This is a genomic window from Methanosarcina sp. 2.H.T.1A.6 (assembly GCF_000979455.1).
In the GTDB taxonomy this organism is placed as follows: Archaea; Halobacteriota; Methanosarcinia; order Methanosarcinales; family Methanosarcinaceae; genus Methanosarcina.
In genome coordinates this window covers 43,801-57,009 of the sequence record NZ_JJOY01000030.1, presented here as the reverse complement: position 1 = coordinate 57,009, position 13,209 = coordinate 43,801, and the positions used below count along the sequence as shown (strand labels likewise).

The window sequence follows — 13,209 nt, the reverse complement described above, 5'->3', positions numbered from 1 at the left end:
ATCTTCCTAGAATTAATTTTTAATCTCGAAACAGGTGTTTCAGCCCAAGATCCCACTGCGCCCACATCTCTTTCCTGTTATTACTTTTCTTTAATATCTCAACGACAGTCGGATTCGGCTCTACGAATATTACCGGATGGTCTTCTTCCCCGCGCTCTTCATTTACCGGCCAGGCAATTTTCTCTCCCTCTATGGAAAACTGAGCGTCAACACCCGGCTTATTTCCTCTTGCATCCAGCCTGACCCATTTGTTTAAGTCTTTTAAATATACAGCGTTCAAGCCGTGCAGGACTTTCCTGTTAATGCCTTCCTGACCTGAACAAAGTTTCTGATAGCAGAACCCTGTCGGTATCCCGAAATATCTCAGCATGGCTGCAAGCAGGTGAGATTTAGCACAGCAGATCCCGTGCCCGGCTTCCAGAACCTCCGATGCCTTACAGGTGACCTCCTGTGTACCGACGTCCCCCGAATGATGAACGTCATCCCGGACAAATTCATAGATTTTCCTGATCAGGCCGAGTTCGTCTTCCTCTTTAACACCTTTCCGTAATTCAAGACATTTCTCAACAATCAGCTTATGGTCATAATCTATGACCTCACTCTTTTTGAGGTAATCCTGAAGATTATTGCTTTCAGCGTGCATTTTGGCCACCTGTAAATGAATAATACAAATCCTGTATAAAATTTAAGCTAATACGGGACTACTTTTTTATTGTCCACCGTCCATAAATATTCCATAAATGCTGCGATTTTTCTGAATTTAAGGGAGATATTGAGGTAGGGGGCAAGGGTATGGAAGAGGATGAAGTCCAAACTATACAAAGAAATGTTGAAAAAGATCTATTCGATGAACAAAACAAAATTATGGATCGATTTTACTCGCTGATGCTCCTGACATTTACAGTATTCGGTTTTTCTGTTACAGCTCTTTCTTTCATTTTCGGCAGAGGAGTCCCTAACATCCTTGAAGCCCTTGGTTCCCGTCACATCTCTTTTTCTTTTTTTTGTATGCTCATGGCTTTTTTAATCTCAATTTTTAATTTGCTGGTGTTATTTCACCATAGAAGGTTGGTACATAGGGGCGGCATGATAGGATATCGAGAAGGCAATGAACTCATAAATAATAATTTGAAATTATATCGTTCTAATGCAAGGCATAAAAATTACTATGTAATCGCGATTACTTTTGTCGGACTTGCACTCACGTCCTTCTTTAATAGTTTTGCACAGCATCATATTTTGACCCTAGTAATTACTATCGGATTTGTTGTGGTAGTGGTGTTCTTAGTAATCAATATCCGCCGGAATCTATCCTGAATATGGCTTGATGGAACATGCTGGGAAATGGTAAGAGGGTGAAAAAAGGAGAATCTAAAATTGCTGAAGTGAGTAAGAAGTTATCTTTTCCCACTGTTCTGTTCCTTTCGGGATGAATAATTCGTCCCCCTGATTAAGGACAAACTCCTCGTCATTCAAAAACGCTGTATATTGCCCGCTAACGCAAATAACAAATAAGCAAATTCTTCATTCAGGGATCATTTGTTTTTTCAAGAATGTTTTGTACAAATTCATGCTTTGCATTTACATAACTTATAATATCAGTCCTGAACTGTTCAGCTAATCTCATTTTGAGTTCCCCATAAGCTTTCACAGCTTCCGGATGATTCCTTAAATAATCACGAAAAGCAATATGCTCAAGATGACCTTTACCATTCTTCGGACATACGTACATATGGTATGGCATGAAATCATCTACAAAGGTTCTTTTGAAAGCTTCTCTGCCTTCAACGCCCAAATTTCCTTCGTGTTCAAACCCAATTTTTGAAAGCCTGTCTTTTACAGCCGGAAAAATATCATACGAATCAATGACCACATCAATATCAATAATAGGTTTTGAGGCAAGACCTTTAACCGCTGTGCTTCCTACATGCTCAACACCAATTAAAAGGTCACCAGCACAATCAACAATCATCGCTTTTATTTTCAAGAATTCGTTTTTCCACTCAGGATCGTATAGCACAACTCTTACAATGCCTTTCATTTTTGCATCCATACTTACTGCCCCTAAATACAAAAGAATAGTAATTAAAAGCCCGAAACTTTGCACTGAAGCCGTTGTTATACGAATATAGGGGCATTTTTCTTAAATTGATTTTGCCCTGATAACTACAAATGACGGAATTCTATAATGATACTCCTGTTCCGGGTGTAATTCTATTAATTCTCTTGAAGGAACCGGTTCTCTAAATGAACTTACGTACATCCCGGCTTTTTCAATCGCATCCATATATTTTGATAAAGGTCTGTGGTAATGTAAGGTTTTACCCCAAAAATTTAGTTCTTCTACTCTTTCATCCAGATAGTTTCCAATTTTTTTATACATTTTTATGTTGTTTTCGTCTTCCTCCCAGTTGCCTGAAAAGAAGCATGGATGTGTTATCGAAAAAATAAAATCGCCAGGCTTTTTCAATACCCGTGCTACTTCAAAAATAAATAATTCGATTTCAGGAATATCCATTAATAGCATATTCGCCACAACAACGTCAAATAATCTATTTTCAAAAGTTAACGTTCTGGTCAAATCCATTTTATTGTATTGAATATTAACATGAGAATGCTTGCGCTTTGCTATATTTAACATCGCGTCAGAACCGTCGATAGCTGTGATTATTGCTCCTTTTTGTGCAAGTTCTAACGAAAAAAAGCCATCACCACATCCTGCATCAAGGATATGTTTTCCGTTTATATTTCCTAATAATTCATTGACAGCAGCCAGGTATATCTGGGAATGAATATTTTTTCCCGGATTATTTTCCGCACTATAATTTTCAGCAACAATATTCCAGTGGTTTATGCTATCCGTTCTCATAAATCAGCAGATCCCTTTCAAATATGATTCATCTTACTAAACCAAAAATGTTCGTATTCCGGATACATTTTAATATCTTCCGGGATCGCCAAACCTGACCATTAATTTCACTGGTAGTTGATTGCAATAAATTCAAAATCCCGAAAATAATTAAAAGTCTCAAAATTGGTTTTGGGAGGAGCTTTTACATAATTGAATTGTCGTGACATGAGGGACTGAAACTGATATTTCCTATAGCACTTCTTACACAAAAAAACCAATAACTCAGGATAAATTGAAAAATACCGAAAATGCTAAAAAGGATGTTACTATCACCTAATATTCAATATCACGGGAAAATCAATAGGAGCAAGTAAAACGTCACCATTAGAAGTACAAATGTCAGTAAGTGTATTATTTTTTTCGTCCATATGTGTAATAGTGTTATTCGTCGCCCACAAGGTTTTTGCCTGGCAGAGTTCAAAATATCATCAGGTGAATCCTTTTGTGAATACCTTGAAGAGGATTAAGATAATGAAGATTTCACGGTAAAGAGGGAACATGGTGAAATTTATGAGTAATATTCATGGAGGGATGAAAGAAAGGAACTAGTTTTTGGTTTTCTGGCTCAGTTAGTTAAAGCATTTAAATCACATTTGAAATATAAGTGCTTTGAGTCCATAATCAAACACTTATCTAAAAAAGTTAAAAATCGTGTTGCTCAAAATTAATAAAAACAGCAAAAATGCTGTTCACTTTAGAGCCTATCCGAAAAGTGGTCACCTACTGTAACTTTTACAATATGCAATTATGTAAAACCGAAAAGGATAATCTGATATTATAGACTTATTGTGACTTTTCAACATGCATTACTGACTTTTCGGATAGGCTCTTAGTAGCTACGATTGAAACCAGATTAAAGTAATTCCCACCCTCGGCTTTCATCATTCCAATATCTCTGCGGGCATAGTCATTGTCGCACGAAAGCCAATCCTGCCAGGCCTCTTCTAAACACTTTAATTCCTTACATTCTTCTATGCGGACCGAATCTGAATTTTTCCATAACTTATACCACCAGTCGCATGAGTAGAAATTCATATCATCAAACCAGTATGGCTGCAGTTCTGCCGGAACTCCATCCGTAAACTCCTTTTTCAACCCCGGGACTGCAACTGCTATTTGTCCTCCTTTTTTTACAAGAGGGGCAAAATGGTTTGTTAAATAATCTTCTTCAATTCCAAAATAGTGATAGGCATCTACACTTATAGCGACATCAAAATATTCCTGTGCAAATGGCAAATCGTGTGCCTCTGCATGTATTGGAATTATTTTGTCCTCCAGGCCCATTGATTTGATTCTTTCATAGTTCTCTGTTGCACTGATCCAGAGGTCAGTCGCAAAAACAGTAACTCCATATTCTTTTGCCAGGAAGATTGAAGTTAATCCTTTCCCGCAGCCAAGGTCAAGTACTCGCATGTCCTTTTCAAGATTTAAAGACTCTGCCAATTCCTCAATGATCTTCATTGAGTTTGGTCCCATCATATTCTCTTTAACAAAAGCAGTATCATATTTACTGGATTTTGTATATATCATCCTGAACACCTATCAAAAGTTTTATCCAATTAAACTTCTTTAATTTGTCCATGAAGGAAGTATTGTTTGGCGAGGCATCCGAAAAACTTTGAGTATATAATCTTCAAATTATTTCTACAGAACCAATTATTTTAAGAAAATTTCCTGCTTGTGGTATTCTAAATACTTAATATGTTTCTCTTCTATTTTTCTTATTCTCATTTCAGAGTGAATATCAAGTTTAATCCTGTCATCTTCACTCAGTAGATTACTGATAATTATTTTCCCTTCATCATCAAAACTGATATAACCCTTATCAAAAACGCTATCTAAGTTTGGAATAAGTAATAAACCGTTGTATAAATCAAGGCGTTCTGTATTATTTGAATGACTCCATGGCTTAATATGGGATGCTTTCAGTATCTTAATTAACTTACATCCTGTAACAGCACATTTTTCTCCCCAGTACTTTTTTAAATCAGAACGGAATATTCCCTGACCAATACGACTTTGTACTATTGCTTCACGTTCCGTCTCAGACAACTCTTTATGAGTTATATTATAATCTTTAATTTCTTGAAGGATGTTGTCATCTTGAAGAATTTTATCTTCCTGGATTCCATATTTTGGGACAGGAATACTTTGCCCAAGTTCTTTTTCTAAGTAAGTCAATAGTTCAGGAGTACTTTTTGACTGGCTTTTAATATTTAACCACTCATATTTGTTTGCAACCTTTTTTACATACTCAAAGTGAAAATCACGTATTATAGGCCAGATTTCTAAGTTCTCACTGGAAGGAGTATAATATCCATTCATCGATGGAACTGCTTTATACTCAGACCACTTGCCATCATCCCACTGCCACAGTTTATTTATTCCTAATGATTCCCGAGTATCTTTCCTTTCATTTAATAACTGTTTGTCAAGAGCTAACCAGATACCATTTTTGTGAATGGTAAAAACAATGAGACTACCAACTAGGAGCCGAATGCCATCACGACGATAATGTACACCCCACTTGTTACTACCATATGAATTTGCTTGATTAATTGACTGTAGGAATAAAGACAAGCAAACCTTTCTAAATTTTTCGTCAGGCAAAAGTGATTTTATTGTCTCTTCAACTTAATCATTTTTTGTTTCAGTCAGAGTAATTCCTCCACAATAATCAATTAGATCTTGTTTACATTTTAGAACATGGAAGCCACCATTGCCTCTGATAACTCTTCTTGGAAAAGGTCAGCTTTATACATCGGACGTAACAAGAACGATCCAGTATTACATAAGGCTCTAAAGAGCAAGAAAATATTCTACTCCCTGAAAAAGGCTTCTAAATTAACATGGTATTGGAGCCTCCGCCAGCTTGCTTGGCGGCCCTACCCAAAAAGGCAGGAGGATTTGGAAGGGGGTGAAGTAGAAGGAAGAAAAAGATAGACACAGCTTGGAAATGAGATAAAAGCAGAAGTAGATATTATTTTATTTTTTGTTCTCTTCTTTTTTGTTATGGGAAAGCCGCTCTCCTTCGTCGAGCGTGACAAGAATGACTCGGTATAGCTGAATACTGTTATGCAGGCAGAGTTTTGTTAATTCTCTTGAGCTCAGCTCATTGGTAGAGTCGATTAATTAACCTTTATAAGAGTCCTCTTGAACGAGCGAAGCGAGCGAAAAGAACCGCGTACTCCCGAGGCGCAATTCGGGAAGAGTTCCTCTGGCTGAATTAAATGTATACTGAAAATGAAAACAGGATCTGAAAGGAAAGGAGATTTCTTTCTTTCCCTTTTCCAATTCATGCCCTTGCTTTCATTTTGTCTATTATAATATAGTCCTTGATGGCGCTTACGGATTCGAAAGGAATCAGGATATAATTATCTTCTTTTTTGTATCTTGAAATATCAAATGTGGGATTGGGGCTGACCACAAGGTCAATGACCTTTCCTCCTTTGATTTCAACTACAATGTTGCTCAGCGTTCCTATCTCCGTTCCGTCGGTAGCCATCACTTGCTTGTTGAAGAGGAGGTTTCTTGCAAATACTTTAGACATTATTATCTTGTCTCCGTGCTCAGTGTTATGCGGAATTTGGGTAAAGTCGGCTTTTCAGTTTAAATACTTTTACTTTAAATATTTTATTCAATTTGAAACTCTCTTCTTTATAAACTCTTCCCTTTTATGAGTTAATTCATAAAACCTCAGCTGGAACCCCCTGAGTCTTTAGCTCAGGGGATGAATGCATCAACTTCCCCGTCCTGCTCTGTTCAATTAGTTTTTTATTAATGTAATGTTCGGGGGTAGTTGACTTAAATTCTTACCTGTATCCCACAAGTCCAGCTGTCTCGACCGGTTTCTGACCTCCCTTAAACTGCTCCTCTATCTTCTCATAGAACTGAGCAATGTTTTCGTTAATTGTGGGTTTTACTTTTTTAAGGGCTTCTCTGAAGTGCCTCATCTCAATCTCTTCGATGTTGAAGTTCTCCCTCAGGGCAATCATTACAGCCTCTCTACATATCGCTTCTATGTCAGCGCCCACATATCCCTCTGTTACACTGGCAAGGTTCTCAAGGTCCACGTCCTCTGCAAGAGGCGTATTCTTTGTGTGGATCTTAAAGATTCTCATCCTGCCCTTACGGTCAGGTGCCCCAACGTAAACCAGCCTGTCAAAACGCCCAGGCCGGATGATCGCAGGGTCAAGCAGGTTAGGGCGGTTAGTTGCAGCAATTATGACCACGTCTTTGAGAGTCTCAAGCCCGTCCATTTCTGTAAGCAGCTGGTTGAGTACCCTTTCCGAAGTCCGGCTGTCCGTATCCATACCCTGCATCGCAGCAATGGAATCGATCTCATCAAAAAAGACAACACAAGGAGCAACCTGCCTTGCTTTCTTGAAAGTTTCCCGAATTGCCTTTTCCGACTCTCCAAGCCATTTCGAAAACATCTCCGGCCCTTTGACGCTTATGAAATTGGCGTTTGACTCTTTGGCAACAGCCTGCGCGATCAGGGTCTTTCCCGTCCCGGGCGGGCCGTAAAGCAGGATTCCCTTTGGAGCTTTTATGCCCATCTGGACAAACTTTTCCGGGTTTTTAATAGGCCACTCGACAGCTTCAACAATCGAATGCTTTGCTTCATCCAGGCCTCCAACATCTTCCCAGCTAACCGAAGGCATCTCAACAAAGATCTCTCTCAGAGCTGAGGGTTCGGCTTCCATCAGGGCATCTTCGAAGTTCTTTTTAGTTACAACAATCTTTTCCAGCCTTTCAGGAGGAATTGTTTCTTTTTCGAGGTCAAGGTCAGGCAGGCTTTCCCTGAGGCAGCGCATTGCTGCTTCCTGCACGAGAGCCAGAAGATCTGCACCCACAAAGCCCTGCGTCTTCTCAGCCAGGTACATAAGGTACAGGTTTGTCTCCTCTTTCTTTTCCCTCTCTATGGCAGCTTCATCAATTTCGGCTTCAGCTTCGATTTCAGCTCCGATTCCGGTTCCAGCTTCAATTCCGGTTCCTGCTTCGATTTCAGTTCTTTCTTCAATTTCGGCTTCAGTTTCGGGCTCGGTTAGCCTGGTTTCTTTGTCTTTCTCAATTGGCATGCCCCGTGTGTGAATCTGCAGGATCTCGTACCTGTCTTTGGTATCCGGCACTCCAATATGAATTTCCCTATCAAAGCGGCCGGGTCTCCTGAGTGCGGGGTCAATTGCATCCACACGGTTAGTAGCCCCTATAACCACGACCTGCCCTCTTTCCTCCATCCCGTCAAGAAGGGTCAGGAGCTGGGCAACCACTCGTCTTTCCACTTCCCCTGTTACGTTTTCCCTTTTAGGGGCAATGGAATCAATTTCATCAATGAAAATAACTGAAGGCGCGTCCTGGGTTGCATCTTCAAAGATCTTCCTTAACCTTTCCTCACTTTCTCCGTAGAACTTCCCCACAATTTCGGGACCCGCAATGTAATGGAAGCTTGCCCCCGATTCGTTTGCCACGGCTTTTGCAATCAGGGTCTTTCCGGTTCCTGGTGGGCCGTAGAGGATAACTCCCTTTGGGGGCTCTATATTAAGGTGAGCAAAGAGCTCCGGGTGTTTCATCGGCATTTCTATTATTTCCCGGACGCGCATAATCTCCTGTCCCAACCCTCCTATATCTTCATAGGTAGTGACACCCCTGGTCGCTTTTTCGTAGCCCTGTACCGGCTTTTTCCGGAGCTCAATAATTGTTGCTTCCGTAATCAGGACAATGGTGTTTGTAGGGTCTGTTTCAACGGCAACCAGAGGAATTACCTGGCTTGTTGTCAGGGACTCAGTCATTGGCTGAGACATTGAGTTTATAATTGGAATTATGTCTCCCCTGAACACAGGCCTTTTCAGGATATGCCGCTTTATGATCTCATTTGCATGTTCCCCAAACTGCATTTCAGGTCCACCCTGGGTCATGCTTTCCGGAAGTGCCAGAATAATCTTTTTTGCTTCCGGGGCTTCGACCTTTTTAATGGTCACCTTCTCCCCTATGGAAACTCCGGCGTTTTGCCGGATGAAATTATCAATGCGCACGATTCCCTGTTCCCAATCCTGCCGGTCTGCTCTCCATACCTTTGCTGTGGTCTTTTTCTTCCCCCTAATCTCCACAATGTCACCGGGGGAGAGCTGAAGTTTCAGTAGCGCTGTAGGGTCAAGCCGGATAATTCCTCTTCCAAGGTCAATAGGATATGCCTTTTCAACCTTCAACTGTATTTCTTCCATGGGTCATCCCGAAAATAGTTTCTTTTTGATTGTAATTTTATCTGGTTATAAAATAAAATTAACTGATGCCGGTTTTTTCCCGAATTTTCCGGATCGTGTAATTCTGGAATATCTACTTTCTATATTAGATGCTCTTTTTATTTTAATGCCTGTCATCCGGGAAAATTTGTCCCGTATACGCATTTACTCTGGACCATTACGGGCATTTAATCAGTGTTTGAAAGTTCTCGCCTGGCAATGTCCAGCTATTTTTGTTTTTGCACTCCAGGAAAATATACTTTCGCTAGCTTAAGGCACCTTTAGCACCCTGATGCCAGGATACTCAAGTAATGGGCAATTACTGAATACTTTTAATACTCAAGTATTTCTATTATTATGTTCGGATGATAAACCTTCTATATTCTCTATTTATTAAATAAGTTTACCCTTAACTCTGTTTTTCTGGAAGATTAATATATTTACAGCTTCTGTGTATCAAACTGTTTAATACAATCTGAATTAGCCTTTCAGATAATATATTATTCAGGCTTTCCGATGAACAAGAGTTTAAATCATATTTTTAACTTCGAGATAACCGGATTTCATATGATTCACAAAATTCCAGGAATTTGAAAGCATGGACCTTGAAAAAGCACAGAACAGGATTATTGATTTTATCCGGAATGAGACTGGCAAAGCAGGTGTAAACGAGGCAGTTGTAGGCATTAGCGGGGGAATTGATTCCGCTCTTTCCGCAACTCTTGCCGTAAAAGCTCTTGGTAAAGACAGGGTTCTTGGCATCCATATGCCCGAAAGCGGCCTTACTCCTGCTACTGAGTGTGAAGATGCGAAAACTCTTGCCGACTGGCTCGGGATTGAGTATAGGACAATTGACATCTCAGGCATTGTATCGGCTTTCATGGCTGCTGTTCCCGAGAGCGAATCTGCAGACCGGCTCACCAGAGGCAACCTGAAGGCAAGAACCCGGATGTCTCTTCTGTACTTCCACGCAAACCAGCTGAACCGAATGGTCCTCGGTACAGGAAATAAATCCGAGATCCTTCTTGGCTATTACACAAAGTACGGGGATGGAGGCGTCGACCTTGAACCTATAGGCGGGCTTTACAAGACTGAGGTATGGGAGCTTTCCCGAAGGCTCGGAATCCCGGAACCTCTCATTACCAAAAAGCCGTCTGCGGGGTTATGGGCAGGTCAGACCGATGAAGACGATCTTGGAATTTCTTACGTAAAGGTTGACGAGGTGCTCAAGATGCTTGAAAAAGGAGTGGAGCCTGAAAAAATTCTGAATGCTTCCGGGGTATCCGTTGAGCAGCTCAGCTCCGTTACCAGACGTATTGAGAGAAACGAACATAAACGAAAAGTTCCGCCTGTTCCGGAACTGTACTGAGTTCCTCAGGTGAGGGAAAGCCCGGTACAGGCGTAAGGCTCCGGGAATTTAAGTTTTATAGCCTTTCCCTTCACCGGGATGGATAAATCCTTATGTCCTGACATTTTTCCCTTGCCAGCGGCTTCGCGAGATGTCTCCTGGCACAGGGGGGGACTTCATAGAGTCCGGGCTCAAGGTCTCTTTCCGCTTCACACCTGACTTTTGAGAGCGCCTGTGTCCCACATTTTTTGCAGCGGAAACCCTGTCCCTGACCTGCAGACTTCATGTTTTTTCCGCACTCCGGACACTTCGGGTTCTCTTCCCTGTAAATGGGGGTAGGAGTTTTAATTTCTATTTTTTCAATGTTCAGGGTTCCGGAAGTGACACTTCCTGAAAGGATGACCTGGTCTCCGGGCACCAATTTTCGGATAAGCGACCTGAAATTCTTTGTTGGTTCGAAGGCTGCACAGTCGATTTCGTCTCCTTCCCGGTCCCGGACAGCAAAGATGACGTGTCCTCCTTCAATGGTTTTCGGGGCTGCCGAGACCGTACCTTCAAGCCTGTAAGAATGCATGTCCGTGATTTCAGTGATATTCTGTGCCGGCAGGAGGTGCATATCCGTTCCCTGGTTTGTCCTGTATACAGCAAAGCGCTCAACAGGCTCTGCCCTGATCAGGGATGCAGCTTTATTAACGATCTCAGGACTTTCTCCTCTTATCCCGAATAATACAGGGTCTCCCGAGCGAGGCACGCAGACTACGAGCCGGTTTGTAAGATCTACAGTATCCCAGGTTCCGGGGTATGTCTGCCTGTCAGCCTCAAAAAAACTTTCCTTATCCACATCACGCAGAGTTCCCCATCTTGCCTTCTGCCTGTATGCCAGATGTTCGAAAGTGCAGTCCCACTTCTCAGGGTTCAGCATTGCCCCGCAGGCTGCAAGAGCGCCTATAAGCCCCCTTCCGTTTTTGAAGCTTTTCGAGGCAATCCCGAGCTCCGAAATAAGGTTCTTTGCTTTTTCTATTTCGATTACTTCTTTTACAGCCCCTTCCAGAAAACTCATGAGGACGGGTTTGAGGTTTTCGTAATCTTTCTCCAGAATAAATACGGTTCCGGGATTGGTTTTTTCACACTCCATGCGTGCAAGTTCCCCTATTCTGGATGTTACATGCGCAATTACTTTTTCAGGACAGTCAGTTTTAAGTTTCAGGGCAACTGCCGCGTTACCTCTTGTTTTATAAGGAATGGTAGGGTTCAGGCGCACAAGGAGGGGCAGGGCTTCCACAGTCCCGTATTCCTGCAGTTCTTCAAGCAGCAGGGCTCCCAGATATGTGGTGCACATGCCTTCATTTGAGTCCGTATCGTCAATTCCAATGATCATTTTTCCATATCCCGTTTTCTCCCTTAATATTTCTGCAATTCTGAGGGGATGCCGCAGTTTTTCGGGAGTCTCCGGCTTGTTTTTCCCCTGTATACGTTACCAATGTCGGAGAAATATATATATAGATGCTCAAACAGAGATTGGTACTGGAATGACAAAAGAAGTTCTCATACATCAAATTATTGATGTATTGTCGCGTGCGGGTTTTGCACTCTCTGATCGATGTAATATACGTCCCAGGAGCTTTGATGTTGCCGCACGGAAATATGACACACTATTACTTTGCAAGGTTTTATTTAACATTGACGGCCTGAACGAAGAAACAGCCCGGGAGATGAAATATCTTGCTGAGTATCTCGGAGGTTCCGCTATCGTTGTTGGAGCCAAGACAAGGGACCAGATGCTTGAAGACAGTGTTGTCTACATGCGCTATGATATCCTTGCACTGAGCGTCCAGACCCTCCATGACTACTTTGTAGAAAATATCCCGCCTCTGGTTTCAGCAGCACCCGGAGGTCTTTATGTCGCAATAGAAGGAGATCTTCTGAGGAAGTCAAGGACAGACCAGTCCATGTCCCTCGGGACCCTGGCTTCCATGGTAGGGGTTTCAAGAAGGACTATCAGCAAATATGAAGAAGAAGGTATGGATGCGTCCATTGATGTCGTGCTCCAGCTTGAGGACATTTTCGGGATCGAACTGGCAAGGCCCATAGATATCCTGAAATCCTGCGGGAGCAGAAAGCCCAGGAAGAAGGCAGAGCCTGAAAAGGAAGAACCACAGGTAAAACATAATGTGCTTTTGCCGGAAGACCTGATCCTCAATACGATTTCAATGCTCGGATATGATGTCCTTCCTACGGCGCAGGCACCTTTCAAGGCTATCTCACGGGATAAGTCTTCAGTTATCCTTACAGGTGTCAGCGAGTTTAACACAACAGTAATCAAACGGGCTCATCTGATGAGCAGCATTTCTTGCATTACGGAAACTCAGTCCGTGTTCATTATTAACGGGCATTCCAAACTGAAGTCAGTCGAAAATACGGTACTGATCGAAAAGAAAGAACTTGACAAGATAAGCGATTCTCAGGAACTCCTTGAGTTCATAGAGGAGCGTAAGGAACCCCAGAGTGACGGGTAAACTGCTCTTGTCTTCCCTTCTGGCTAATCGGTAGACTAAAAAATGTTTTCTTTTTTCCTCTGAGCTTCTTCTTCTTCTTCTTCTTCTTCTTCTTCTTCTAGTTAATGATATCCTCTTCTTGAACTCTCTAACTATTTGATGGGTATTCACTCTCAGTTTGTCACGGATGCCCCAAAGATGCAAAAACCTAAT

13 protein-coding genes are annotated in these 13,209 nt (G+C 41.8%); 5 read left to right on the top strand and 8 right to left on the bottom strand.

The features are described from left to right. Nucleotides 1–19: 19 nt before the first annotated feature. On the bottom strand, nt 20–643 hold the full coding sequence (locus EO98_RS07980) for a transglutaminase family protein (RefSeq protein ID WP_048138298.1): 624 nt from the start codon (nt 641–643) through the stop codon (nt 20–22). A 149-nt stretch (nt 644–792) separates the two neighbouring features. Between EO98_RS07980 and EO98_RS07975 the strand changes: the two genes are divergently transcribed. Continuing rightward, nucleotides 793–1,317 carry a hypothetical protein gene (locus EO98_RS07975; RefSeq protein WP_048138296.1) on the top strand — a complete coding sequence of 175 codons (525 nt, stop codon included), beginning with the start codon at nt 793–795 and terminating at the stop codon, nt 1,315–1,317. A 211-nt stretch (nt 1,318–1,528) separates the two neighbouring features. Here EO98_RS07975 and EO98_RS07970 read toward each other — a convergent pair whose 3' ends face one another. From EO98_RS07970 to EO98_RS17470, 4 genes are all read right to left on the bottom strand, one after another. After that, nucleotides 1,529–2,053 carry a GrpB family protein gene (locus EO98_RS07970; protein ID WP_048138294.1) on the bottom strand — a complete coding sequence of 175 codons (525 nt, stop codon included), beginning with the start codon at nt 2,051–2,053 and terminating at the stop codon, nt 1,529–1,531. A gap of 90 nt (nt 2,054–2,143) precedes the next feature. After that, on the bottom strand, nt 2,144–2,869 hold the full coding sequence (locus EO98_RS07965; protein WP_048138292.1) for a bifunctional 2-polyprenyl-6-hydroxyphenol methylase/3-demethylubiquinol 3-O-methyltransferase UbiG: 726 nt from the start codon (nt 2,867–2,869) through the stop codon (nt 2,144–2,146). An 825-nt stretch (nt 2,870–3,694) separates the two neighbouring features. After that, nucleotides 3,695–4,441: a cyclopropane-fatty-acyl-phospholipid synthase family protein gene (locus EO98_RS07960; protein WP_200895234.1), complete on the bottom strand. Its 747-nt coding sequence runs from the start codon at nt 4,439–4,441 to the stop codon at nt 3,695–3,697. A gap of 126 nt (nt 4,442–4,567) precedes the next feature. After that, nucleotides 4,568–5,521, bottom strand: a complete 954-nt coding sequence (locus EO98_RS17470) for an HNH endonuclease (protein ID WP_052734449.1) — start codon at nt 5,519–5,521, stop codon at nt 4,568–4,570. A 96-nt stretch (nt 5,522–5,617) separates the two neighbouring features. Between EO98_RS17470 and EO98_RS18735 the strand changes: the two genes are divergently transcribed. Further along, nucleotides 5,618–5,854, top strand: a complete 237-nt coding sequence (locus EO98_RS18735) for a hypothetical protein (protein ID WP_156164100.1) — start codon at nt 5,618–5,620, stop codon at nt 5,852–5,854. 352 nt (nt 5,855–6,206) lie between these two features. Here the strand turns inward: EO98_RS18735 and EO98_RS07950 are convergent, their stop codons facing one another. Together EO98_RS07950 and EO98_RS07945 are read right to left on the bottom strand one after the other, a co-directional pair. Further along, entirely contained in the window at nt 6,207–6,461 is a 255-nt protein-coding gene (locus EO98_RS07950; RefSeq protein WP_048132927.1) for a PRC-barrel domain-containing protein, read from the bottom strand. Nucleotides 6,462–6,723: 262 nt separating this feature from the next. After that, nucleotides 6,724–9,135: a CDC48 family AAA ATPase gene (locus EO98_RS07945; protein WP_048138290.1), complete on the bottom strand. Its 2,412-nt coding sequence runs from the start codon at nt 9,133–9,135 to the stop codon at nt 6,724–6,726. On the opposite strand from EO98_RS07945, the gene EO98_RS18730 reads away from it, so the two are divergent. Continuing rightward, entirely contained in the window at nt 9,134–9,427 is a 294-nt protein-coding gene (locus EO98_RS18730; RefSeq protein WP_048138288.1) for a hypothetical protein, read from the top strand. The genes EO98_RS07945 and EO98_RS18730 overlap by 2 nt on opposite strands. A gap of 324 nt (nt 9,428–9,751) precedes the next feature. Then, nucleotides 9,752–10,522 (top strand): NAD+ synthase, encoded by a 771-nt coding sequence (locus tag EO98_RS07935; RefSeq protein WP_048138286.1) that lies wholly within the window; start codon nt 9,752–9,754, stop codon nt 10,520–10,522. A gap of 70 nt (nt 10,523–10,592) precedes the next feature. On the opposite strand, the gene EO98_RS07930 is transcribed toward EO98_RS07935, so the two are convergent. After that, nucleotides 10,593–11,879: a tRNA(Ile)(2)-agmatinylcytidine synthase gene (locus tag EO98_RS07930; protein ID WP_048138284.1), complete on the bottom strand. Its 1,287-nt coding sequence runs from the start codon at nt 11,877–11,879 to the stop codon at nt 10,593–10,595. Nucleotides 11,880–12,030: 151 nt separating this feature from the next. Here EO98_RS07930 and EO98_RS07925 point away from each other — a divergent pair, with 151 nt between their 5' ends. Beyond that, the gene (locus EO98_RS07925) at nt 12,031–13,017 is read left to right on the top strand and encodes a transcriptional regulator (RefSeq protein WP_048138282.1); all 987 of its coding nucleotides are present in this window, start codon (nt 12,031–12,033) and stop codon (nt 13,015–13,017) included. The last annotated feature ends 192 nt before the right edge of the window (nt 13,018–13,209 follow it).

Bases quoted from the DNA above. Each gene is read 5' to 3' on its own strand.
- EO98_RS07980 (WP_048138298.1), bottom strand. From the start codon at position 643: ATGCACGCTGAAAGCAATAATCTTCAGGATTACCTCAAAAAGAGTGAG.
- EO98_RS07975 (WP_048138296.1), top strand. From the start codon at position 793: ATGGAAGAGGATGAAGTCCAAACTATACAAAGAAATGTTGAAAAAGAT.
- EO98_RS07970 (WP_048138294.1), bottom strand. From the start codon at position 2,053: ATGGATGCAAAAATGAAAGGCATTGTAAGAGTTGTGCTATACGATCCT.
- EO98_RS07965 (WP_048138292.1), bottom strand. From the start codon at position 2,869: ATGAGAACGGATAGCATAAACCACTGGAATATTGTTGCTGAAAATTAT.
- EO98_RS07960 (WP_200895234.1), bottom strand. From the start codon at position 4,441: ATGATATATACAAAATCCAGTAAATATGATACTGCTTTTGTTAAAGAG.
- EO98_RS18735 (WP_156164100.1), top strand. From the start codon at position 5,618: ATGGAAGCCACCATTGCCTCTGATAACTCTTCTTGGAAAAGGTCAGCT.
- EO98_RS07950 (WP_048132927.1), bottom strand. From the start codon at position 6,461: ATGTCTAAAGTATTTGCAAGAAACCTCCTCTTCAACAAGCAAGTGATG.
- EO98_RS18730 (WP_048138288.1), top strand. From the start codon at position 9,134: ATGGGTCATCCCGAAAATAGTTTCTTTTTGATTGTAATTTTATCTGGT.
- EO98_RS07945 (WP_048138290.1), bottom strand. From the start codon at position 9,135: ATGGAAGAAATACAGTTGAAGGTTGAAAAGGCATATCCTATTGACCTT.
- EO98_RS07935 (WP_048138286.1), top strand. From the start codon at position 9,752: ATGGACCTTGAAAAAGCACAGAACAGGATTATTGATTTTATCCGGAAT.
- EO98_RS07930 (WP_048138284.1), bottom strand. From the start codon at position 11,879: ATGATCATTGGAATTGACGATACGGACTCAAATGAAGGCATGTGCACC.
- EO98_RS07925 (WP_048138282.1), top strand. From the start codon at position 12,031: ATGACAAAAGAAGTTCTCATACATCAAATTATTGATGTATTGTCGCGT.